Annotated in this window: 22 protein-coding genes and 3 tRNA genes; 9 read left to right on the forward strand and 16 right to left on the reverse strand. The window is 59.1% G+C overall.

The features are described 5' to 3' along the window. The first annotated feature begins 396 nt into the window (after nucleotides 1–396). Together H3028_RS21440 and H3028_RS00845 are read left to right on the forward strand one after the other, a co-directional pair. A complete protein-coding gene (locus tag H3028_RS21440; RefSeq protein ID WP_309109507.1) occupies nucleotides 397–579 on the forward strand; it encodes a PA3371 family protein in 183 nt (60 codons plus the stop codon). A gap of 217 nt (nucleotides 580–796) precedes the next feature. Continuing rightward, entirely contained in the window at nucleotides 797–1,123 is a 327-nt protein-coding gene (locus H3028_RS00845; protein WP_168424630.1) for an Arc family DNA-binding protein, read from the forward strand. A 220-nt stretch (nucleotides 1,124–1,343) separates the two neighbouring features. On the opposite strand, the gene H3028_RS00850 is transcribed toward H3028_RS00845, so the two are convergent. The 4 genes from H3028_RS00850 to mgtE all read right to left on the reverse strand — a co-directional run bounded on the left by H3028_RS00850 (nucleotide 1,344) and on the right by mgtE (nucleotide 6,130). Then, nucleotides 1,344–2,480 carry a sodium ion-translocating decarboxylase subunit beta gene (locus tag H3028_RS00850; protein WP_168424629.1) on the reverse strand — a complete coding sequence of 379 codons (1,137 nt, stop codon included), beginning with the start codon at nucleotides 2,478–2,480 and terminating at the stop codon, nucleotides 1,344–1,346. A 10-nt stretch (nucleotides 2,481–2,490) separates the two neighbouring features. Beyond that, nucleotides 2,491–4,272, reverse strand: a complete 1,782-nt coding sequence (oadA, locus tag H3028_RS00855) for a sodium-extruding oxaloacetate decarboxylase subunit alpha (RefSeq protein ID WP_181295188.1) — start codon at nucleotides 4,270–4,272, stop codon at nucleotides 2,491–2,493. Between the two features lie 22 nt (nucleotides 4,273–4,294). After that, nucleotides 4,295–4,543 carry an OadG family protein gene (locus tag H3028_RS00860; protein WP_181295189.1) on the reverse strand — a complete coding sequence of 83 codons (249 nt, stop codon included), beginning with the start codon at nucleotides 4,541–4,543 and terminating at the stop codon, nucleotides 4,295–4,297. A gap of 138 nt (nucleotides 4,544–4,681) precedes the next feature. Then, the gene (gene mgtE, locus H3028_RS00865; protein WP_181295190.1) at nucleotides 4,682–6,130 is read right to left on the reverse strand and encodes a magnesium transporter; all 1,449 of its coding nucleotides are present in this window, start codon (nucleotides 6,128–6,130) and stop codon (nucleotides 4,682–4,684) included. Between the two features lie 313 nt (nucleotides 6,131–6,443). Between mgtE and H3028_RS00870 the strand changes: the two genes are divergently transcribed. Next, complete coding sequence (locus tag H3028_RS00870) at nucleotides 6,444–6,935, forward strand: DUF4124 domain-containing protein (RefSeq protein WP_181295191.1); 492 nt, start codon at nucleotides 6,444–6,446, stop codon at nucleotides 6,933–6,935. Nucleotides 6,936–6,998: 63 nt separating this feature from the next. Here H3028_RS00870 and H3028_RS00875 read toward each other — a convergent pair. The 11 genes from H3028_RS00875 to rnd form a co-directional block, all read right to left on the reverse strand. Further along, a tRNA-Arg gene (locus H3028_RS00875) sits at nucleotides 6,999–7,075 on the reverse strand. A 71-nt stretch (nucleotides 7,076–7,146) separates the two neighbouring features. Beyond that, a tRNA-Arg gene (locus tag H3028_RS00880) sits at nucleotides 7,147–7,223 on the reverse strand. 110 nt (nucleotides 7,224–7,333) lie between these two features. Next, nucleotides 7,334–7,424, reverse strand: a tRNA-Ser gene (locus H3028_RS00885). Nucleotides 7,425–7,486: 62 nt separating this feature from the next. Next, entirely contained in the window at nucleotides 7,487–7,672 is a 186-nt protein-coding gene (gene csrA, locus H3028_RS00890; protein WP_003283978.1) for a carbon storage regulator CsrA, read from the reverse strand. A gap of 182 nt (nucleotides 7,673–7,854) precedes the next feature. Continuing rightward, the gene (locus tag H3028_RS00895; protein ID WP_181295192.1) at nucleotides 7,855–9,090 is read right to left on the reverse strand and encodes an aspartate kinase; all 1,236 of its coding nucleotides are present in this window, start codon (nucleotides 9,088–9,090) and stop codon (nucleotides 7,855–7,857) included. Nucleotides 9,091–9,241: 151 nt separating this feature from the next. After that, nucleotides 9,242–11,866, reverse strand: a complete 2,625-nt coding sequence (alaS, locus tag H3028_RS00900) for an alanine--tRNA ligase (protein ID WP_181295193.1) — start codon at nucleotides 11,864–11,866, stop codon at nucleotides 9,242–9,244. 179 nt (nucleotides 11,867–12,045) lie between these two features. Then, entirely contained in the window at nucleotides 12,046–13,050 is a 1,005-nt protein-coding gene (ltaE, locus tag H3028_RS00905; protein ID WP_181295194.1) for a low-specificity L-threonine aldolase, read from the reverse strand. A 65-nt stretch (nucleotides 13,051–13,115) separates the two neighbouring features. Then, nucleotides 13,116–14,342 (reverse strand): hypothetical protein, encoded by a 1,227-nt coding sequence (locus H3028_RS00910; RefSeq protein ID WP_181295195.1) that lies wholly within the window; start codon nucleotides 14,340–14,342, stop codon nucleotides 13,116–13,118. A 52-nt stretch (nucleotides 14,343–14,394) separates the two neighbouring features. Further along, on the reverse strand, nucleotides 14,395–14,844 hold the full coding sequence (locus H3028_RS00915) for a YcgN family cysteine cluster protein (protein ID WP_181295196.1): 450 nt from the start codon (nucleotides 14,842–14,844) through the stop codon (nucleotides 14,395–14,397). Between the two features lie 122 nt (nucleotides 14,845–14,966). Then, nucleotides 14,967–15,260 carry a YcgL domain-containing protein gene (locus H3028_RS00920; RefSeq protein WP_168424619.1) on the reverse strand — a complete coding sequence of 98 codons (294 nt, stop codon included), beginning with the start codon at nucleotides 15,258–15,260 and terminating at the stop codon, nucleotides 14,967–14,969. Further along, nucleotides 15,257–16,381: a ribonuclease D gene (rnd, locus tag H3028_RS00925; protein WP_181295197.1), complete on the reverse strand. Its 1,125-nt coding sequence runs from the start codon at nucleotides 16,379–16,381 to the stop codon at nucleotides 15,257–15,259. Before rnd ends, H3028_RS00920 begins: the two co-directional genes overlap by 4 nt. A 149-nt stretch (nucleotides 16,382–16,530) precedes the next feature. Here rnd and H3028_RS00930 point away from each other — a divergent pair, with 149 nt between their 5' ends. Together H3028_RS00930 and H3028_RS00935 are read left to right on the forward strand one after the other, a co-directional pair. Then, nucleotides 16,531–17,376, forward strand: a complete 846-nt coding sequence (locus tag H3028_RS00930) for a sulfurtransferase (RefSeq protein ID WP_181295198.1) — start codon at nucleotides 16,531–16,533, stop codon at nucleotides 17,374–17,376. Between the two features lie 175 nt (nucleotides 17,377–17,551). Continuing rightward, nucleotides 17,552–18,838, forward strand: a complete 1,287-nt coding sequence (locus H3028_RS00935; RefSeq protein WP_181295199.1) for an OmpP1/FadL family transporter — start codon at nucleotides 17,552–17,554, stop codon at nucleotides 18,836–18,838. Nucleotides 18,839–18,879: 41 nt separating this feature from the next. On the opposite strand, the gene H3028_RS00940 is transcribed toward H3028_RS00935, so the two are convergent. Then, on the reverse strand, nucleotides 18,880–19,428 hold the full coding sequence (locus H3028_RS00940; RefSeq protein WP_181295200.1) for a glutathione peroxidase: 549 nt from the start codon (nucleotides 19,426–19,428) through the stop codon (nucleotides 18,880–18,882). Between the two features lie 160 nt (nucleotides 19,429–19,588). On the opposite strand from H3028_RS00940, the gene H3028_RS00945 reads away from it, so the two are divergent. From H3028_RS00945 to modC, 4 genes are read left to right on the forward strand one after another with little or no spacing between them, the layout of a single operon-like run. After that, nucleotides 19,589–20,401, forward strand: a complete 813-nt coding sequence (locus tag H3028_RS00945) for a TOBE domain-containing protein (protein ID WP_181295201.1) — start codon at nucleotides 19,589–19,591, stop codon at nucleotides 20,399–20,401. A gap of 5 nt (nucleotides 20,402–20,406) precedes the next feature. Further along, nucleotides 20,407–21,162, forward strand: coding sequence for a molybdate ABC transporter substrate-binding protein (gene modA / locus H3028_RS00950; RefSeq protein ID WP_181295202.1), 756 nt, complete (start codon nucleotides 20,407–20,409; stop codon nucleotides 21,160–21,162). A 6-nt stretch (nucleotides 21,163–21,168) separates the two neighbouring features. Continuing rightward, on the forward strand, nucleotides 21,169–21,852 hold the full coding sequence (modB, locus tag H3028_RS00955) for a molybdate ABC transporter permease subunit (protein WP_181295203.1): 684 nt from the start codon (nucleotides 21,169–21,171) through the stop codon (nucleotides 21,850–21,852). Further along, nucleotides 21,849–22,940 (forward strand): molybdenum ABC transporter ATP-binding protein, encoded by a 1,092-nt coding sequence (gene modC, locus H3028_RS00960; RefSeq protein WP_181295204.1) that lies wholly within the window; start codon nucleotides 21,849–21,851, stop codon nucleotides 22,938–22,940. The genes modB and modC overlap by 4 nt, the downstream gene beginning before the upstream one ends. Nucleotides 22,941–22,945 lie beyond the last annotated feature (5 nt).

Raw genomic sequence — 22,945 nt, forward strand, 5'->3', positions numbered from 1 at the left:
ACTGCCTTCATCATGCAAAGCGCATGAGAAGCTCAGAACTAACAAGTTTAAGTCTTTGATTTTATAGGATTTTATTGCTGTAAAAGCTGGCACGCCGAATGCTTAAGCCTCTTGGACCATTATGCGAAGGAGACGCCGATGCTACGCCCAGCCTATTTGTTCAGCACTGCGGTTTTGGCTGCTGTCGTTGCGGTCCACTGGCAGGACACGACCGCAGCCACAGATCACGCGCCAAATACGGCAGCGTCAACACAAGCCCAAGTCCTCAGCGTTCAGATGCCGTCTGCTCCGGCACAGACCGTCAGCGGAAAAGAACTACGTAAGCCCGCGCAGCCACAGCGCTGGGTCTTTTAAGGACGCTTTCAATAGCCAAAGGTTTTATCAAGGAGCGAACCAATGTCGATTTATGCATGCTTGTTTCTTTTACTCAGCATCGCTTGCGGGGCTCTTAGCGTTGGCACTAGCCTACCGGGCGCCTGGGCTACTTTGGTCGAAGGCTGTACGGTGCTTTTTGGAATTCTGTTCGTGATATCCCTGTTGATCGGTCGCCGAATTAAGTTCGATCCGGTGCTCCGCTAGCGTAGCCGGTAGCAAATAAAGATCAGCGGTGGATCACAGTAAAGGCCAACTGCTATCACAGAGCCTTTACTCCCAGTAATGACGTCGTATAATTGACGTCATTAAGCCGCCTAGTATCTTTTTTGCAGGTCGTGGAACAGCGAGTGCTGTTTGGTTGTCAGACCGGTGACTAGAACGGCAATAAGCCACCATCGCCCACCTGACTAACCGGTTTAATATGCGCCCTATGAAGCAGGCAGTTTATTCCAGCCGCACGGCTGACAAGTTCGTGGTTCGGCTACCAGACGGAATGCGTGAGCGGATCGCTGAGGTTGCGCGCAACCATCATCGCAGCATGAACTCGGAGATTATCGCCCGTCTGGAGCAAAGCCTTTTGCAGGAAGGCGCGCTCGATGACGATTTGAATATGCGCCTGGACAGCCCTGAACTGACACTTCACGAGCGTGAATTACTTCAGCGCTTCCGCCAGCTCGCCCACCGCCAGCAGAACGCCCTGATCGCCCTGATTGCACAAGATACCGAAGCCGCGAAAGACGAAGACTAACGTCATCGACAGCCCTGCGGAATACTTCAAACGCCTCGACACCAGTCGGGGCGTTTGCCGTTTCCCGCTCCGAACTGAAGCCATCCTGCGCACCTGACCTCCACTCGATTTCGACCGAGCGGCAGGTGCCGATACGCAAAAAATGCCTGCATCTATCGATACAGGCATCGTCCTCGTAGCGTCAGCTCCCGTCGTGCGTACCGCTGTTTAACAAGCTCGTCTAACCTACAAAGCTCAGCAGCACCCCTGCTGCCACGGCCGATCCGATAACACCCGCCACGTTCGGCCCCATCGCATGCATAAGCAGGAAATTCTGCGGGTTCGCCTCTAGCCCTACTTTGTTCGATACCCGTGCCGCCATGGGAACCGCCGAGACACCTGCAGACCCAATCAGCGGGTTGATCTTGTTCGTACTGAACATGTTCATCACCTTGGCCATCAACACACCTGCCGCGGTACCGCCGCAGAACGCGACCATTCCGAGCAGGAGGATGCCAAGCGTCTTCATCTGCAGGAAGGCTTCAGCAGATAGCTTGGAGCCGACGGTCAGCCCCAAACCGATGGTCACGATGTTGATCAACGCGTTTCGCGAGGTATCAGCCAGGCGGTCAACCACCCCACATTCGCGGAGCAGGTTGCCGAACGCGAACATACCCACCAGCGGAGCGGCATCCGGCAATAGCATGCCCACCATCAACGCAAGCATGAGCGGGAAGACGATCTTCTCGGCCTGGCCAACATGACGCAGCTGCGTCATGACGATGGCGCGCTCCTCCTTGGTGGTCAACGCTCGCATGATCGGTGGCTGAATCAACGGAACCAGCGCCATGTACGAGTAGGCCGCCACGGCGATGGGACCGAGCAGATGTGGCGCAAGCTTCGCGGTGACGAAGATCGAGGTGGGGCCATCGGCACCGCCGATGATGGCGATCGAAGCCGCCTCTCGAAGGGTGAATTCCATCCCAGGGATGCCCATCGCGGCCAGCGACAAAGCACCAAGCAGGGTGGCGAAGATGCCGAACTGCGCAGCTGCTCCGAGCAGCAAGGTCTTGGGGTTGGCCAGCATCGGACCGAAGTCCGTCATCGCTCCGACGCCCATGAAAATCAGCAACGGGAACACGCTGGTCGGCAAACCGACCTCATAGAACAGGTGCAGAATACCGGCACCCTCGGCCATATTGGCCACCGGAATGTTGGCAAGCAGGCCACCAAACCCGATCGGGATCAACAGCAAAGGCTCGAACCCCTTGCGAATCGCCAGATAAATCAATGCCAGGCACACCACGATCATCAGCAGCTGACCGGGCTCCAGGTGATACAAGCCGGTGCTGTGCCACAGCTTAAGCAACTTATCCATGCACCACTCCTTAAGCGATGGTCAGCAGGCTATCGCCCACCGACACCGCGTCGCCGACCTTGACGTTCACACCCGAGACGGTGCCGGCTTTGAATGCACGGATTTCGGTTTCCATCTTCATGGCTTCGAGGATGATCACCAAATCACCCTCCTGGACCAACTGACCGGGTTGTACGAGCACCTTGAAGATATTGCCTGCAAGCGGTGCTGGCTGAGGCTCGCCCGCGCCAGTAGCCGGTGCGGAAGCAGCCGCAGACACTGCACCTGAGCTGTCACCGACCGGCTTGAGACCTGCTATATCGCCGCCTTCGTTGACCTGCACCACAAACGACTTGCCATTAACCTCGACGGTGTAGACCTCCGTTGCGCCCGGCTCGCGTGACGCCGGCTCCTTGCCGGTCGGCACCGGTTCGAACGCAGCAGCATTGCCGCGGTTCTCGAGAAACTTGAGACCAATCTGAGGAAATAGCGCATAGGTGAGAACATCATCGATCTCATCCTTCGCCAGCTTGATGCCTTTTTCCTGCGCCAGTCCTTTCAGCTCGGCGGTCAGCCTCTCCATTTCCGGCTGCAGCAGGTCGGCAGGCCGGCAGGTGATGACGTCCGCACCGTCTAGCACACGCCGCTGCAGTTCGGCATTGAAGGGAGCTGGCGCGGAGCCGTACTCGCCCTTGAGGATACCGGCGGTTTCCTTGGTGATGGACTTGAAGCGCTCGCCGGTGAGTACGTTGATCACGGCCTGAGTGCCGACGATCTGGGACGTCGGCGTGACCAGGGGGATGAAGCCGAGGTCTTCGCGGACGCGAGGGATCTCGGCTAGCACTTCATCGAACTTGTCGAGCGCACCTTGCTCCTTCAATTGGCCTTCCATGTTGGTCAGCATGCCGCCGGGCACCTGAGCCACGAGGATGCGCGAATCGACGCCCTTGAGCGTCCCCTCGAATTTTGCGTACTTCTTGCGCACTTCGCGGAAATACGCAGCGATTTCCTCCAGCAACTCGAGATTGAGCCCGGTGTCGCGCTCAGTACCCTGAAAAATCGCCACCACCGATTCGGTCGGCGAATGCCCGTAAGTCATCGAGAGCGACGAAATAGCGGTATCAACGTTATCGATGCCCGCTTCAACCGCCTTGAGAATCGCAGCGGTCGAGAGCCCGGCCGTGGCATGGCACTGCATATGAACAGGGATGGACAGGCTCGCTTTCAATCGCGAAACCAGCTCAAAGGCCGTATAGGGTGCGAGAATGCCGGCCATGTCCTTGATCGCGACCGAATCGGCACCCATGTCTTCAATCTGCTTGGCCAGATCGACCCACATTTCCAGGGTATGCACCGGGCTGGTGGTGTAGGAGATCGTGCCCTGAGCATGCTTGCCCTGCTGTTTGACGGCACGCAGCGCAGTTTCCAGATTACGCGGGTCGTTCATCGCATCGAACACGCGGAACACATCAACGCCGTTGACCGCCGCCCGCTCGACAAATTTTTCAACCACATCGTCGGCGTAATGCCGATAACCCAGCAGGTTCTGACCACGCAGCAACATCTGTTGGCGGGTGTTGGGCATCGCTTTCTTCAGTTCGCGGATGCGCTCCCATGGGTCTTCGCCGAGATAGCGGATGCATGCATCGAAGGTCGCGCCGCCCCAGGATTCAACCGACCAGAACCCCACCTGATCGAGCTTACCGGCAATCGGCAGCATGTCTTCGAGACGCACGCGGGTGGCCAGAATAGACTGGTGCGCATCACGTAGCACCACGTCGGTTATGCCGAGCGGCTGTTTAACAGAATTCATGGAAGGAACTCCCTTTCCAGGGTCAACCGCGACGAGCGCGGTGCTGATGAATGGCGGCCTGAATGGCTGCAAGAAGGTCGGCGTCAATTTCGGCCGCTACAGACGCAGGTCTGACGGAGACAGCCTGAGCTGTCGGCGCACTGTCGAAGCGGCCGATCACAACGGACATCAGGCGAATGCAAACAATCAACAAAACAAGGAAGACGAAGACAGAACCTAAGCCAAATAGCATAAGTTCGACGCCTTCACGCAGGAGTTCGCTGGGGGTCATCGGGATTCCCTTTCAGTCAGCAGCTCGGGCCGCCTGTTATTTGCATCGAGTTAAAAGGCTTCGCCAAAGCGAAACCTCCGAACAGTAGCCCGAAAAACAGGTGCAAGGCAAACGCCAAGCCGCCGCAAATGAAAGGGGTCAGAGCAGAAAAAGGGTCGCAAGACCGAGAAAAATAAAGAAACCACCGCTATCGGTCACAGCTGTAATCATGACGCTAGCGCCTAGCGCAGGATCCCTGCCCATGCGCGCCAGCGTCACCGGTATCAGCACGCCCATCAAAGCCGCGAGCAATAGGTTCAGGGTCATAGCTGCGGTCATCACGATGCCCAGCGACCAGCTTCCGTATAGCCAATAGACCACGATGCCGATAACTCCGCCCCATATCAAACCATTCAGCATGCCGACACCTGCTTCCTTGCGCAGTAAGCGAGCGCTATTACCGGTTCCCATCTGATCCAGCGCCATGGCTCGAACAATCATGGTGATGGTCTGATTGCCGGAATTACCGCCAATGCCGGCGACTATCGGCATCAAGGCGGCTAGCGCTACAAGCTTCTCAATCGACCCATCGAACAGACCAATAACACGCGAGGCAATAAATGCCGTGATCAGATTGACCGCCAGCCAGGCCCAGCGGTTGCGCAGCGACTTCCAGACCGACGCGAAGATATCTTCTTCTTCGCGCAAACCTGCCATGTTGAGCACTTCGGTTTCGCTTTCCTCACGGATCAAGTCGACCATCTCATCAATGGTCAGGCGCCCGATAAGCTTCCCGCTTTTGTCCACAACGGGGGTGGAAACCAAGTCGTAGCGCTCAAACGCCTGGGCCGCCTCATAGGCATCCTCGTCCGGATGGAACGTCACCGGATCGCTGGCCATCAACTCGGAAACATGACGCTCCGGATCGTTGACTAGCAACCGTTTGATCGGCAGAACACCTTTAAGCACGCCATCATAATCGACGACGAACAGCTTATCGGTGTGCCCCGGCAGCTCCTTCAAGCGCCGCAAGTAGCGCAGCACTACTTCAAGGCTCACGTCCTCACGGATCGTGACCATCTCGAAGTCCATCAGCGCACCGACCTGGTCCTCCTCGTAGGATAGAGCCGAGCGGACGCGCTCGCGCTGCTGCGCATCGAGCGTTTCCATCAACTCATGCACGACGTCGCGCGGCAGTTCAGCGGCCAGGTCCGCCAGCTCGTCGGCGTCCATCTCCTTGGCAGCCGCAAGGAGTTCATGATCGTCCATGTCGGCGATCAGCGTCTCGCGAACGGCGTCGGAAACCTCGAGCAGGATGTCGCCGTCGCGATCCGATTTGACCAGCTGCCAGACGGTCAGACGATCGTCGAGAGGCAGGGCTTCGAGGATGTGGGCGATGTCGGCCGGATGCAGCGCCTCCAACTTGCGTTGTAGCTCGACGAGGTTCTGGCGATGCACCAGATTCTCGACCACCTCCCGATGCTGCCCTTCCTGCCCCTGACGATACGCCAGGTCTTCAACGATCCTATGTCGATGAAGCAGCTCGACGACTTGCGCCAGACGATCCTGAAGACTCTCCTGCGGCTTTTTTGCTTCTACTTCGGTCATGGCGCACTCCACCCCCAGCGATCGGAGCGCGCCAGGGATCAATCATTCGATACGTGATTGGCAAGCGAAAGTTTTATACGACTACAGGGCAAATCCATGAGGGGGATCCAGGAGCCCGAAGGGGCGGACCACGCAATAATACCACCGCAGTCAGCAAGCGAGACCACGGAATACAAGCAATACAACCGCTTGCAGCAGCCTCAGGGGTGGTGACTCGCTATCAATGTCGACGCATTCACGTTGCGAGAAGGCACGACTGCGAGACAGGAAATTATTAGCTAGGCTGACTCGATCAATCGTCAAGGAGGACGACATGAACAAGTTGTTCATCGCGAGCTGCTGCACCCTATTTCTCGCTACTGCCCCAGCGCTTGCCGCAAACATCTATCGCTGCGTTGATGAAACCGGCAACCTCACCTTCACTCGACAGGGCTGCCCCACCAATCAGACCGCTCAAATCCAAACAGCGCAGAACCTAACACCAAGCTCCGGCAAAGCAATTCCCCTAGCCAACCCAAGAGAGCGGCGCAAGACATCCAAAGGAGAACCATCCAAGCAGCTAACCGTTGTTGGCGAGCAGGAAGACGGTTGCGGAAATCGGGTAACGGGCAGCGCGAGACGTAATGCGATAATCAGTCAGCAAGTCCTACCCGGAATGAAGCGCTCCGACATCGATAGCGCATTCGGTACACCGGATGCCGTAACCAACCGCAACGGACAAATGCAGTACCGCTACGTCAATGACAAGGGCCGGACACGAACCATCAACTTCGACGAATACGGATGTGTCCGCGGCAAACGCTAAAACCGTAAACCGTAAACCGTAAAACAAAAAAAGGGCCTGCATCGCTGCAGGCCCTTTCTGATTTGGTGCACTCAGGAGGATTCGAACCTCCGACCGCTCGGTTCGTAGCCGAGTACTCTATCCAGCTGAGCTATGAGTGCATTAGGCGCTTGATAAACCAGATCACCGCTGGTTATAACATCAAACCGCAATTTTGCGGCTCTTTGTAATATGGTGCACTCAGGAGGATTCGAACCTCCGACCGCTCGGTTCGTAGCCGAGTACTCTATCCAGCTGAGCTATGAGTGCACTGAGGGTGCGCATTATAAGTTTGTGAATTTCTTGGTCAAGCTCTTTGATTCAATGAATTCTCATCAAATCGCACTGCCGAACCAGTCCACCAACTAACCTATGCAAAATGGCGGAGAGGGGGGGATTCGAACCCCCGACACCCTTTTGAGATGTACTCCCTTAGCAGGGGAGCGCCTTCGGCCACTCGGCCACCTCTCCGCAACACGGGGCGCATGATACCCATCTTTACCCCGCTTGCAAAGCCAAAAATCACATAAATATTAATGGCTTGGTTCTTGGTCTTTCTCTTTCTGGATCCGTTGATAAATCTCCTCGCGATGCACCGCTACCTCTTTGGGTGCATTCACTCCTATGCGCACTTGATTTCCTTTGACACCCAGCACAGTGACAGTCACATCGTCACCCACCATCAGGGTCTCTCCGACCCGGCGAGTCAGAATCAGCATTCCTTTCTCCTTAAAACGGATTCAATTCAGTAAACAGTCTGCAAAGATAAAAACGGATAATGTTCCGTGAAACATCGGGCCTAGAGCCTTTCACCAGCTATTGACCAGTGGGGGCGACTCTAAAGTTCCTTTTTATTCTCATACAATCGACGGAAGGTGCGAATTAGTCGCAATTCCGCCGACTAGTCCCCCTTCCCGGCGGGAGCATCCAGCTCGAATGCGGTATGCAGAGCCCTCACCGCCAACTCCAGGTACTTCTCCTCGATCACTACCGAAACCTTGATTTCCGACGTAGAGATCATCTGTATATTGATGTTTTCCTTCGCCAGCGCCTCGAACATCCGGCTTGCGACGCCCGCATGCGAGCGCATGCCAACGCCGACGATCGACACCTTGGCAATGTCCACATCGCCGATAACTTCGCGGGCGCCCATGTCACGCGCAATGCCTTCGAGCACGTGCAACGCGTTATGGTAGTCGTTCCGGTGGACGGTGAAGGTGAAATCCGTGGTGTTATCGTGCGCGACGTTTTGCACGATCATATCGACCTCGACGTTCGCCGCGCTGATCGGACCGAGAATCTTGAACGCTACCCCGGGCGTATCCGGCACACCACGAATGGTCAGCTTGGCTTCGTCACGATTGAAAGCGATGCCGGAAATGATGGGCTGTTCCATGGATTCCTCTTCATCAAGGGTAATGAGGGTGCCAGGACCCTCCTGAAAACTGTGCAACACGCGCAACGGCACGCTGTATTTACCGGCGAACTCCACGGCACGGATCTGTAGCACCTTGGAACCAAGGCTCGCCATTTCAAGCATTTCTTCGAAGGTGATCTTGTCGAGGCGCTGAGCCTTGGCCACAACGCGGGGGTCGGTCGTATAGACGCCGTCGACATCGGTATAGATCTGGCACTCATCGGCCTTCAACGCAGCGGCCAGCGCCACGCCAGTAGTGTCCGAGCCGCCACGTCCGAGCGTGGTGATGTTGCCGCCGTCGTCCACCCCCTGGAACCCTGCAACCACGACGACGCGGCCAGCCTTGAGCTCCTTGTGGATGTGCTGCGAATCGATTTGCAGAATGCGCGCCTTGGTATGAGCGCTATCGGTCAGGATACGAACTTGGCTGCCGGTGTAGGACACTGCCGGCACGCCGATTTTGATCAATGCCATCGCCAGCAGGGCAATGGTGACCTGCTCGCCGGTTGATACCATCACGTCCAGCTCGCGAGCCACGGGCTGCTCGCTGATCTGTTTAGCCAGATCGATCAGGCGATTGGTTTCACCGCTCATTGCCGAGACCACCACGACGATGTCGTCTCCGTTGTCACGGAATTTCTTGACCTTCGCCGCCACTTGCTCGATGCGCTCGACGGAGCCCACCGACGTACCACCAAACTTCTGTACGATCAAAGCCATCTCATAGCCGCCTAAGCCCGGTCACGGGCGCTTATTAAATATCTACCCAAGCAACGCAAGGTGCGCCCGGACAGCGGCCTGCCCAGCTCGCGATACATGTGATACGTCTGTGCCATCTGACCGGCAACCGGCGATTTCACCATCGCCCTGGTTACACCGCCTGCTCAACGAATGCCTTGGCAAGCGCTAACGCTTCGTCGAGTCGCTCAGCGTCGCTTCCGCCGCCCTGAGCCATATCTGGGCGACCGCCGCCCTTGCCGCCGACGACCGCAGCAGCCTGCTTCATGAGGTCCCCCGCCTTGAAACTACCGGTGAGATCCTGCGTCACGCCAGCCACCAGCACGACTTTCTCGTCCTGCACTCCGCCGAGCAGAATCACGCCGCTGCCGAGCTTGTTCTTCAGCTGGTCAACCAATGCCAGCAACGCCTTGCCATCCAGACCATCCACGCGCGCAGCCAGCGTCTTCACGCCCTTCACCTGGACAGCGGAGCCGGCAAGATCGTTGCCGGTGGCGCTAGCCGCCTTGGCCTTGAGCTGCTCGAGCTCCTTTTCCAGCTGGCGATTGCGTTCCAGCATTGCTCCCAGTTTGTCCAGCAGGCTGTCGCGACTACCTTTGACCAACGCAGCCGCTTCTTTCAGCTGTTCCTCGGCACTGTTCAGATAGGCCAACGCTTGCTCGCCGGTAACCGCTTCGATACGCCTCACACCCGCGGCAACGCCGCCTTCGCTGACAATTTTGAACAGGCCGATATCACCGGTGCGCTTGACGTGGGTACCACCACACAGCTCGACCGAGAAGTCGCCACCCATAGTCAACACCCGTACTTGATCGCCATACTTCTCGCCGAACAACGCCATCGCGCCTTTGCTCTTGGCCGTTTCGATGTCGGTTTCTTCGATATCCACCGCCGTGTTGCGGCGAATCTCGGCGTTGACCTTGTCCTCAAGCGCTTTCAGCTGTTCAGGCTTGATCGCCTCGAAATGGCTGAAGTCAAAACGCAGCCGCTGGCTATCGACCAGCGAGCCCTTCTGCGTCACATGCTCGCCGAGGATCTGGCGCAATGCCGCGTGCAGCAGATGCGTCGCGGAGTGGTTCAGCGCCGTAGCCTGACGAACCGAGGCGTCGACGGTGGCTGCGACGGCCGTGCCGATCCGTAGGCTGCCGCTATCGAGAATACCGTGATGCAGAAATGCGCCACCCGCCTTGCTGGTGTCGCGCACATCGAAGCGCAAGCCCTCGGCCGACAGATAGCCACAATCGCCAATTTGCCCACCGGACTCGGCATAGAACGGCGTCTCGTCAAGAACGACCACGCCCTCCTCGCCCGCCGACAGGCTTTGCACTGCCATGCCTTCCTTGAATAGGGCCAGCACCCTGCCGCTGCCGGTCGTACCCAGATAGCCGGTAAAGCGCGTATCGCCCTCGACCTTGACGAGGCTGTTGTAGTCCATGCCAAAAGCGCTGGCCGAACGCGCGCGCTCACGTTGAGCTTCCATTTCACGCTCGAAACCTTCCTCGTCCAGCGTCAGCTCACGCTCACGCGCGATGTCGCCGGTGAGGTCGACGGGGAAACCGTAGGTGTCGTAAAGCTTGAAAATGACCTCACCTGGGATGACGCCGCCCTTCAGGTCAGCCAGATCCTGCTCGAGAATCCTCAGGCCCTGCTCGAGCGTCTTGGCGAACTGCTCTTCCTCGGTTTTCAATACACGCTCGATGTGCGCCTGCTGAGTTTTCAGCTCGGTAAAGGCATTGCCCATCTCCGCTACCAGCGCACCGACGATCTTGTAGAAGAAGCTGCCCTTCGCGCCCAGCTTGTTGCCGTGGCGACAGGCGCGACGGATGATCCGGCGCAGCACATAGCCACGCCCCTCGTTCGACGGCGTCACGCCATCAGCAATGAGGAAGCCGCACGAACGAATATGGTCGGCCACAACTTTCAACGAAGCCTCCCCGTCATTGCTGCAACCAATGGCCTGAGCGGAGGCGTTGAGGAGACTCTGGAACAGGTCGATCTCGTAGTTCGAATTGACATGTTGCAACACCGCGCTGATGCGCTCCAGCCCCATCCCTGTGTCGACGCTAGGCGCTGGTAGCGGATGCATCACACCATCAGCGGTGCGGTTGAACTGCATGAAGACGTTGTTCCAGATCTCGATGTAGCGATCACCATCTTCCTCCGGCGAACCGGGTGGGCCGCCCCAGATGTGCTCGCCATGGTCGAAGAAAATCTCGGTGCACGGGCCACAAGGTCCGGTATCACCCATCGCCCAGAAGTTGTCCGAGGCGTAAGGGGCACCTTTGTTGTCGCCAATGCGCACCATACGCTCGGCCGGTACGCCGACTTCCTTGGTCCAGATATCGTAAGCCTCGTCATCACTGGCGTAGACGGTAACCCAAAGCTTGTCCTTGGGGAGACCCAGCCATTTCTCCGAAGTCAGGAATTCCCAGGCGTAGGTAATCGCATCACGCTTGAAATAGTCGCCGAAGCTGAAGTTGCCGAGCATCTCAAAGAAAGTGTGATGACGCGCGGTATAGCCGACGTTCTCCAGATCGTTGTGCTTACCACCGGCACGCACGCATTTCTGGCTGGTGGTGGCGCGGGTGTAGGCGCGCTTTTCCAGCCCGAGGAAACAGTCCTTGAACTGGTTCATGCCAGCGTTGGTGAACAGCAGGGTCGGATCGTTCGCCGGGATCAGCGAACTAGAGGCCACACGAGTGTGGCCCTTCTCTTCGAAGAAGCGGAGGAAGGCTTCACGGATTTCTGCGCTTTTCATAGATTTCTTCCAGAAGACAGCGGCCGAACGGCTGCAAAACGACACGACGAAGCAGCGCCCGGAGCCGGTTCGCAACTATCCAAACGGATAGCCGGCAAAGGGCCGCATTATATCGGGCCCACGCCGCGCGCATAGGGGATAAATAAGATTGAATCAAGCTATTCGACAGCGATTCGAGCCTATGACCTGACGAATGCGGCGAAGCATTCCAAGATCGGCTCGACATGCTCTGGCTGTACGTCCAGGTGTGTCACCATCCGCAGCCGCGACGCCGCAGTCAGAATGACGCCACGCTCCGCGCAGAACGCCTTCAGTGCGCCTGCGCGTTCGCCCATCTGTACATAGACCATGTTGGTCTGCACCGGCTCGACCACGTAGCCCAGCCCCTCCAGCCCTTCAGCAATCTCACGAGCGCGCTGATGATCCTGGGCCAGGCGTTGCACCTGGTGTTCCAGCGCATAGAGTCCGGCCGCGGCCAGCACACCGGCCTGACGCATGCCGCCGCCGACCATCTTGCGTAACCGCCGTGCCCGGCCGATGAACGCTTCGTCACCACACAGCACCGAGCCGACCGGCGCGCCCAGCCCTTTCGACAGGCACACCGATACCGAGTCAAAGTGACGGCTGATGTCCTCGGGCGTGCAACCCAGCTTGACGACCGCATTGAATAGCCGAGCGCCGTCGAGATGCAACACAAGCCCGCGCTCACGCGTGAAGGCTCTTGCTTCAGCCAGATATGCCGGCGGCAGGACCTTGCCCTGCATGGTATTTTCCAGCGCCAGTAAGCGAGTACGAGCGAAGTGGAAGTCGTCCGGTTTTATCGCCGCGGCGACTCGTTCCAGGTCCAAAGAGCCGTCGGGCTCCATCTCGACCGGCTGCGGCTGAATCGAACCGAGCACCGCGGCACCGCCGGCCTCGTATTTGTAGGTATGCGCCAGTTGGCCGGTAATGTATTCGTCGCCACGCCCACAGTGCGCCATGAGCGCCAGGAGATTGCTCATGGTGCCGCTGGGGACGAACAATCCGGCCTGCAGGCCCAGTTGCGCAGCGAGCGTCTGTTCCAGTTGCCGGACAGTCGGATCTTCGCCGTAAACATCGTCGCCTGTGGGCGCAGTCAACATGGCCTCGCGCATACCCGCCGTAGGCTGGGTAACCGTGTCGCTGCGAAGATCGATAAGACGCATGGCAACTCCTGTGGATTGAAACTCCGCGCTGCAAGCGCGCCAGCTGCAGGACACCACCCCGTGTCTCAACGCAGCAGGCGGGTATCCAGAACGGCCGAGCCGCCGCCCAGCATGGTTTCAGTGATATCGATGAAATCTTCGGTGGTGACCCTGTCGAGACGCATCAGACCCCGTGCGACGTCGTCCAGCGAGTGACGGCTCTTGCTGCGCTGACGGATCTCGCGATCGAGCTCCTGCAGCAGCAATACCGCTCTGGCCGTAATGGGGCCACTTGAGCGTTCCGTACGCAGACTGTCCACCTTACGACTCCATTTGGTCAGATGTTCACGAACGCGCTGGTAGCGGTCTTCGCTCATGCCGCCAGCACGACGCATCAGTTCGATGGCGTAGTACTCGGCCAAGCCCTCGCTGATCCAGTCGCTGCGATCGGCATCGGTGATACGGCTGAACACGTGGACCAGTTCATGTACCAGAGAACTGGTGCCGTTCTCGCTGACCAGCGGACGATCGGCGTGCATGAACAGTGAGTTCGGGCCGGACAGGCCGCCCCGCCACATCGGATCACCGGCGCCGACGACCAGCAGCTTCTTCGGATCACGGGGAAATACGTTCTGCACTTCAGGCCAGACGAAGGTCAGCAGCGTAAGGATATCCATGCGCCGCAGCCCCTCGCCTACCGGGCCCGCCACCGTCACATCCGTCTCACCCAGCTTGGCCCGGCGGCTGCCAAGCTTGCCGGCAAGAATCCAACCCGTAGGGCGGTCGAAAAGGCGCTCACGATTATTGATGCGAAAGCGGTTCTTGCCGATGCGCGGCCAGCCCGTCTCGACACTCTTCCAACCCTCCGGAAGCTCAACTTTCAACCGCGAGACCAGCCGCATGCCGTCCTGCTGATCAAGGCGACCGCTCGGAACCAGATCGTCACCGCGAAGCAACGCCCAGTCATCGGTCATCCGCGCATCGAAGCGGCCGCTTTTGCGCTGATGGCTGACTTTAACCCGATAGCTCAGCCGCGCCTTGCCGGCAGCCGGTCGCCAGACACCGCGATCGCCCTCCTGCTGCCAGGCGCCTTCGGCATCGGTTTCAAAGTCGCTATAAAGTCCCGCATCGCCAAGATTGAAATCGAGGTATCTGATGGCGCTGCCATCCTCGAGGTGCAGCTCGACCTCGGCGACGTCCCGCTCGGGGACGAATCTGACGATGAAATCAAGGTCGACCTGTTTGGCGGCCTGGGTCGGAGCGATGAACAGCAACAACAGAACAGCTAGCAGCGGTAACTGACGGAGGGACATCGAGCGGCTCCAGATTGGGTTCAGTGCTATGACGGTGCGACTGAAGGTAGATTCAACCGGCGCGAAAAATCAGATGGTCTTCCCAGTCATCTTCAGCGACGGAACCCTCAGCAAGCATTCGGCCGGACTGGGAGATGCGCTCCGCGTGTACTGCATCAGGATCACCGCATACCAGGTGATGCCAGAGCGGAAGATCCTTGCCTTCGGCCACCAGGCGGTAGCCACAGGTGGGCGGCAGCCATTTGAATTGCGCCGCATCCACTGCCGTCAGCTGAACACAGTCAGGCACACTGGCACGCCGGTTGGGGTAGTCAGTACAGCGGCAACTCTTTAAATCGAGCAGTTTGCAGGCGATGCGGGTGTAGTAGACGCTGCCGTCTTCCTCATCCTCGAGCTTTTGCAAGCAGCACAGCCCGCAACCGTCGCACAGCGATTCCCACTCAGCGGAGTCCAGCTCGGCGAGGGTCTTACGCTTCCAAAAGGGTTCGACTTTTGCCGCCATGAAATGTCATCTCGAATCAAAAATTGCGAGTCTAGTCACTGCCGAGCAGCCGGCCAAGCGTGGCAGAGCCGGCTGCCATTCAATAGGTGGCCAGGTGACCGGCGGCCACCGGATCATTGTTTTCACATGGGATCGTTGCGACGCAGCAACTCGTCCGGCAAGTGCTCGATATATTCTTCCTCGGGTGGCGGCATCTGAAGGTGGTAACCCTGTTTTTCCAGGTTATCGAGCACCGTCACGATGTCTTCCCGCGCCAGTTTGCGCTCAGGCGTCAGGACCATATCGAAGGCGTGCTGCGGTGGACCGAACGCGGCAAGCAGCGCTTCAGGCACGCGCGCCAACGCCTCGCTGCGTTCGACGTACAGGTACATTTCGTTCTTGCGCGGGCTTCTATAGATAGAGCAGATGCGTTTCATGAATTCTCTTCCAGTACATCAAGGAGCGCTTGGCCCATCCGCTCGCGACGCCATCCGCGTAGCGAATCGGGCAGCTCGTAAGGACCATCCGGATACCCGGTCTTCAGTAGGGCTTCGAGTACTTTCTTCCGCAGCATTAGTTCCGGTGCGATGTCGAGGCCCTGGGCTTCGCGTTGCCCGACCGCACGTAACTTCTTCAGCAGCCCCGAGGCCTCTAGCGGCAATGGCTCCGGCAGAGGCTCAGGCCAGTCCTGCTCAGGTGTGGCGGCAGCGATGCGGATAAGTTCGAGCAGGGTTTCGCCATCCTGACGCACGGTGCGCGGATGCATGTCGTCGATGCGCGCCAGACCCACCAGATCGGTTGGCTGGGTGCGCGCCAGCGGCCACAGGCTGTGCTCGCGCAGTACGCGATTGCGTGGCTGATTTCGCGCCCGCGCCTGGCGCTCGCGCCAAGCGGCCAAAACACGCAGCACGGCGAGCTGTTTTGGCTTGAGCCGCCAGGCCTGTTTGACCTCGCGATAGGCTTCGTCAGGATCCGTTTCGCGCTGAAGATTTGCCACGAGTTCGGCGCCGTCTTCCAGCACCCAGGCACGCTTTTCGTCTGACAGCTTCGGCAGCAAAGCCTCATACAGCTCGGCCAGATGCTGAGCATCCTCGGCCGCATAGCGCACCTGCATCTCACTCAGTGGCCGCTGAAGCCAATCGGAACGCGTCTCGCCTTTGGGCAATTCGATGTTCAGTACGCTCTGTACCAAGCGTGAGTAGCCCATGGAAAAACCAATGTTCAAATAGCCGGCGGCAAGTTGCGTATCGAACAACGGCATCGGCAGGCTACCCGTCAGGCGCCAGAGCACTTCCAGGTCCTCGCTGCAGGCGTGCAGGACCTTTACAACGGCCTGGTCCTCCAGCAGGCCGGCCAAGGCGGTCCAATCAGTAATCAGCAATGGATCTATCAGATAGGCGCAACGTCCATCACCAACCTGCAACAGGGCGGCGATCGGATAAAAAGTGTCGACCCGCATGAACTCGGTATCCACCGCTACATAAGGCAGCTGGCGCCACTCGGCACAAAGGCGGGCCAGATGCGCATCATCCAGCACCCATTGAGTTTCGATGGCCACTAGGCCCTCCTTGTTGTTCGGTATTACGACCGGCGTACGGGCGAAGAGGCGCGCAGTATATATCGTGACCCGCTATTCGCAGCGCATTCATCGGTAGTGTCGCCCCCGCGTGATAACGTTTGGCCCAACAATCCGAACGGAGCCGCTCCATGCCGCTTGCTCAACTGATCGACACCGACCAACTGGCCGCACGACTCTCAGAGCCGAATCTGCGGATTCTCGATTGCCGGTTCGCCCTGGAAGATCCGGAGTACGGCAGGCGCAGCTACGAGCAGGCCCATATTCCCGGCGCGATGTATCTCGACCTCGAAAACGACCTGTCAGACCCGGTGATACCCGGCCAGACCGGCCGCCATCCACTGCCGCAGCCGGAACGATTAATCGAGCGTCTTCGCGCCGCAGGGCTGAGCGACGACAGCGAAGTAGTGCTTTACGACGACGGCCCCGGCGCGTTTGCTGCAAGGGCGTGGTGGTTGCTGGCATGGTTGGGCAAGCGCAGCGGCGTGTACCTGCTGGACGGCGGATTCAGTGCCTGGTGCGGGACCGGTGGTGCGGTGACCCCGAGACAGACCAGCGTTCAGCCGGGCGATATTGGGGGCACTCCAGATGACGGCCTACTGATTAATGCGCAACAACTGCTCGCGCACCTGGAGCAACCTGATCTGACCTTGCTTGACGCTCGTGCCCTGCCCCGCTTTCTCGGCGAGCACGAGCCCATCGATCCGGTAGCCGGACATATTCCAGGCGCTCGCTGCGTGCCGTTCACCGAAAACCTCGACGCCACCGGGCGCTTTCTACCGCCCGACCAGTTGCGCTCACGGTTCGACCAACAGCTGGCGGGCCGATCGGCCGATACCCTGGTGGCCTACTGTGGGTCCGGCGTAACGGCCTGCCATAACCTGTTTGCGCTGTGTCTCGCTGGGTACCCGCTGGCCAAGCTTTATCCAGGCTCCTGGAGCGAATGGATCACCAACCCAAGGCGACCTGTCGCTTGAAACGCGCCCTAAAAAAATGACCGAACGGTCAGTGATTGGCTATAGGGTTTTTCCGGCTATTCGACCATTTATCGCCGCCGATCGTAGTTCTTTACGAAAAATTGCACTCTTTCGTTTGCGACGGATCAGAGAAGCTTGATAGGGTCCGAGCCGCTTTTTTCCCTGGAGTACAACAATGAGAACAACTTGGTTGAAGACCGCCATTGCAGTGGCCGTAGGCGCCCTTTCCACTCAGGCGATGGCGGCCGGCTTCGCGCTCAATGAGCAAAGCATCAGCGGCATGGGCACCTCCTTCGCAGGCCGCTCCTCTTCTGCCGATGACGCCACCACCCTGTTCGGCAACCCAGCCGGCATGTCGCGCCTCAAGCGTGAAGAAGTTAGCCTCGGAATGGCGGCGATTCATGCCAAGACGGATATCAATGACACCAGCAGCTTCCCAGCAAGCGGTAGCAATGATGGCGACATGGTTCCGTTTACCGCTGTACCAATGGGTTACTACGTCAAGCCGATCGACGACAAGTGGGCTGTCGGAGTAGGCCTGTATGTCCCTTTCGGGCTCGTTACCGACTATGAAAACGGCTTCCAGGGTCGCTACTTCGGTGATTACAGTGAAGTTCGCGTGATCACCGTGCAGCCAACCGTCAGTTATCGCTTCAACGAGAAACTGTCGATCGGCTTTGGACCGACAATCAACCGCATCGACGGCCAGCTGGAAAGCGCTTCGCTAAGCCGTTTCACTCCTGGAACCAATGATGGGCGGGTCAAGGTCAAAGGCGACGACACTGCGCTAGGCTTCAACGCCGGCTTGCTTTATGAGTTTTCGCCACAGACCCGCGCAGGCATCACTTATCACTCCAAAGTGAAGTACAAGCTCGAAGGCGAGACCAAACTTTCGGGCGCAGGCTTCGACCAGTTTGCAGCCATCGGCTTACAGGCTTCCGGGGAATACGACGCGTCGCTGGGTCTCGACACGCCGGAATCGGTAGACATGTCGATCACTCACGATCTCGATGACCAGTGGACCCTGTATGCCGGCGCCATGTGGACTCGCTGGAGCCGCTTCGAAGCCATCGTGATTGAAAACCAAGGAATTCCTGGCCCGCTGCAGCCAAGCCTTGCCCCAATCGTCGAAGAACAGGACTGGCATGACACATGGTCCTATGCGCTAGGCGCTGCGTACAAGGTGAACAAGGAATGGACGCTGCGTACGGGTCTGGCCCTCGACCAGAGCCCTACCAACAACACGCATCGTTCGCCTCGCATCCCGACTGGTGACCGCACTGCGGTAAGCCTGGGCCTGGCCTGGAACCCGACCGACGACGTCACCGTTGACCTGGCGTACTCCTACCTGTGGGAAGAAGACGCCAAGGTGCAGCGCGCCAGCCCGACTCGCGGCACTTACAACGCCACGTACGAAAACAGCGCCCATGGCTTCGGCGCTGCGATGAGCTACCGCTTCTGATGCAGCTGCCCCGGCCGTTCGGCCGGGGCTTCTCTCCCTCGCTACCTGCGCAACGCCTTTTCCACCGCCTCGATCAGTTTGGGATCGTCCGGCTCGACCTTGCTGGAAAAATAGTCCACTACGCGTCCGTTTCGATCGACTACGTATTTGTAGAAATTCCAGCGTGGCGCCGCTCCGGCCTGCTCGGCCAATTCCCTAAACAACGGTATCGCATCGCTGCCCCGCACCGGTTGGGTCTGCGCCATCGGGAATGTCACGCCGTAATTGACGTAACAGACCTCAGCGGTTTCAGCCGCGTCATCGGACTCCTGGAAGAAATCATCCGACGGCACGCCGAGCACGACCAGACCCTCTTGCCGGTATCGCTGATAGAGTGCCTCAAGCCCTTTGAACTGCGGCGCGAAGCCACAAAAGCTGGCGGTATTGACCACCACTAACGCCTTCCCTTGAAACTGCTGGCAGAGGTCGATGGTTTCCTTGGAGCGCAGTTCCGGCAGTTCATGCTGCAACAACACCGGGCATTCATTCGCCGCAGCGGGGCCGGCGAGCAGAGTCAAGGCAAGTGAGGCGGCAAACAGATGGGTTCTCATGGAACATCTCCAGGCAGGACCGCAACCACGCTACTCCCGCCATGGCGAGCCGGCAACGTCTGATCTCGCCCGTCGGCAAACCCACGGCACAAGCACGATATCGTTATATACAAATCTATATAGCGGCAGCAGAATAGCCGCAGTCGACCAGGAGCCAACCATGAGCAACCCCGAATCTCTTGCTCCATTGCGCATCGACGGGCAACTCTGGTTCAACCGCGGCGAGAAAGGCTATCTCGGTGGCAAGCGCATTGAACTGCTGGAGCAGATCGAGGCGACCGGCTCCATCAGCCGTGCGGCCAAGGTGATCAACCTCAGCTACAAGGCCGCCTGGGATGCGGTGGATGCCATGAACAACCTGTCGGAACGCCCGTTGGTGACTCGCGCCGTGGGCGGCGCCAAAGGCGGCGGCACCCAGCTAACCGACTTCGGCCGCGAAATGCTGCATGTCTGGCAACGTATGCAGCACGAGTACGAACGCTTTCTCGCGCAGGTAGCGCAGGGCATCGAAGGCTTCGAAGACATCGACAAACTTCTCCGAGCGATCGCCATGAAAACCAGCGCACGCAACCAGTTCCGCGGTCGCATCACTCACGTCGAAAAAGGCGCGGTGAATGGCAGTTTGAGCCTCGATATCGGTGAAGGCCAGACGATCACCGCAACCTTGACCAATGACAGCATCGATGAACTCCAGCTGACGCCGGGCAAGACCGCAATGGCGCTGATCAAAGCCAGCTTCGTACTGCTGTCACCAGACCCCAACGTGAAAATCAGCGCCCGCAATCGCCTTAACGGAACCATCAGCGACCTGACACCCGGCGCGGTGAGCTGCGAAGTCAAGCTGCTACTGCCTGGCAGCCGGACGTTGGGTGCGATCATCACCAACGAAAGTGCCGAGGAGCTCGGATTGGCTGTCGGACAGCCCTGCACCGCGCTGATCAAGGCATCGCACGTCATCATTGCTGTGGATTAAGGAAAATGAACAGCACTCGCGGAATCCTCGTTGCGTGGATGGCTGCATGGCTACCCATGGGCAGCCATGCGGCTGAGGTGCAGGTTGCGGTGGCCTCGAATTTCACCGCGCCGATGCAGGTCATCGCCAATCGCTTCGAACAAGACACGGGCCACAAGGCGCTGCTGGCCTTTGGCTCGACTGGAAAGCTCTATGCGCAGATTCGCAATGGTGCGCCTTTCGAGGTTCTGTTGGCCGCCGATGAAGTGGTCCCGGCTAAGCTGGAAGACGAAGGGCTGGGCGTGGTCGGGAGTCGTTTCACCTATGCCACCGGCAGCTTAGCGCTCTGGTCGGGCAAAGAGGGCTACGTCGATGACCAGGCCAAAGCACTGACGCAGCGGCCGTTTCGCCACCTCGCCATCGCCAACCCGAAAACCGCCCCCTACGGCGCCGCTGCCATGGCGACGCTGACACAGCTCGGCCTGGCCGATTCGGTACGAGAGAAGCTGGTACAGGGCGAAAACATCGCCCAGACCTATCAGTTCGTCGCCAGCGGTAATGCAGAGCTCGGCTTCGTCGCCCTTTCCCAGTTACTCGAAGACGGCGAGATTGGCCAAGGATCGGCCTGGGTCGTCCCTGCTGCTTATCATCCACCGATTCGCCAGGACGCGCTGCTACTGACCAAAGGTCGCGACAACCCGGCGGCGCAAGCCCTCCTCGACTACCTCCAAAGCGCAAAGGTGACCGAGGTGATCCAGGCGTACGGCTATTACTCGGAGTGACGCGCGATGCCAACCTTGGATGATGCCAGCCTCTCGGCAATCTGGCTGACGCTCAAACTCGCCAGTATCACCACCGTACTGCTGCTGGTGATCGGGACGCCAATCGCCTGGTGGCTGGCACGCACCGGTTCACGGCTGAAAGGTCCAATCGGTGCCGTGGTGGCGCTGCCCCTGGTACTGCCACCGAGCGTGCTGGGCTTCTACCTGCTGGTGGCCATGGGGCCCAACGGCCCGGTCGGGCAGCTGACGCAGTTTCTCGGTCTCGGCACGCTGCCCTTTACCTTCGCAGGCCTGGTGGTGGGGTCACTGTTCTATTCCATGCCCTTTGTCGTGCAGCCACTGCAGAACGCCTTCGAGGCCATTGGCGATCGGCCGCTGGAAGCTGCAGCAACCTTGCGCGCCGCCCCGCTGGACTGCTTCTTCAGCGTCGTATTGCCACTCGCCAAACCCGGTTTCATTACGGCCAGCATTCTCGGCTTCGCCCATACCGTGGGCGAGTTCGGCGTGGTGCTGATGATCGGCGGGAACATTCCAGAGAGGACCCGGGTGGTATCCGTGCAGATTTACGACCATGTGGAGGCGATGGAATACACCCAGGCGCACTGGCTCGCCGGCGGGATGCTGCTGTTCTCGTTTCTGGTACTGCTCATGCTCTATAGCAGCCGCTTCAGACAGGGGTGGCGTGGATGACAACCAGCCAGACAGGCATCCTCGCCAGATTGCAGCTGAGGCATCCAGGCTTCACCCTGGATGTCGACCTGCAGCTGCCGGGGCGCGGCGTCACCGCGCTGTTCGGCCACTCGGGCTCCGGCAAGACCAGTTGCCTGCGCTGCATCGCCGGGTTGGAACGTGCCGGCACCGGCTTGCTCGAAGTGAATGGTGAATGCTGGCAGGATTCGGCCAGCCGATCATTCGTACCGCCTCACCGGCGTGCCCTCGGCTACGTCTTTCAGGATGCCAACCTCTTCGCGCACCTGACCGTCAGACACAACCTCGAGTTCGGCATGAAACGCGTCGCTGCCCACCTGCGGCGCGTCGTCTGGAGCCAGGCCGTGGAGCTGCTCGGCATTGGTCATCTGCTGGAGCGCATGCCGGAGCACCTGTCCGGCGGCGAACGCCAGCGCGTTGCCATCGCCCGAGCGTTACTGACCAGCCCGCGATTGTTGCTAATGGATGAGCCACTGGCCGCCCTGGATCTCAAGCGCAAACAGGAGGTCCTGCCTTACCTTGAGCGGCTGCATGACGAACTGGAAATCCCAGTCATCTACGTCAGCCATTCGCCGGATGAGGTGGCTCGACTCGCCGATCACGTGGTGCTGCTGGAAGAAGGCCGTGTGATCGCCCAGGGCGGGTTGCACGAAACCCTCGCCCGCCTCGATTTGCCGATCGCATTCAGCGAAGACGCGGGCGTGGTCATCGAATCGCGGGTCGCCGAACATGACCCAACCTATCACCTGACGCGGCTGGTATTTCCCGGCGGCGACGTGCTGGTGGCGCAGCGCGACGAAGCGATCGGCCACCGGCTGCGCTTTCGCGTCCATGCACGGGACGTCAGCCTGGCCCTTGAGCGCGCGGAGGGCACCAGTATCAGTAATCTGCTGCCGGCTCGCGTCGAGCAGATAGTCGCTGCCGATACGCCCGCGCACGTTCTGGTCAGGCTCGACGCTCAGGGCACGCCGCTACTGGCGCGCATCACTCGGCGCTCAGCCGATCAGCTCGGCGTCATCGAAGGGAAAGCGCTTTGGGCCCAGATCAAGTCGGTGGCGCTGCTGGGCTGAATCGC

The organism is Pseudomonas sp. Q2-TVG4-2 (assembly GCF_013620795.1).
Lineage (GTDB): Bacteria > Pseudomonadota > Gammaproteobacteria > Pseudomonadales > Pseudomonadaceae > Stutzerimonas.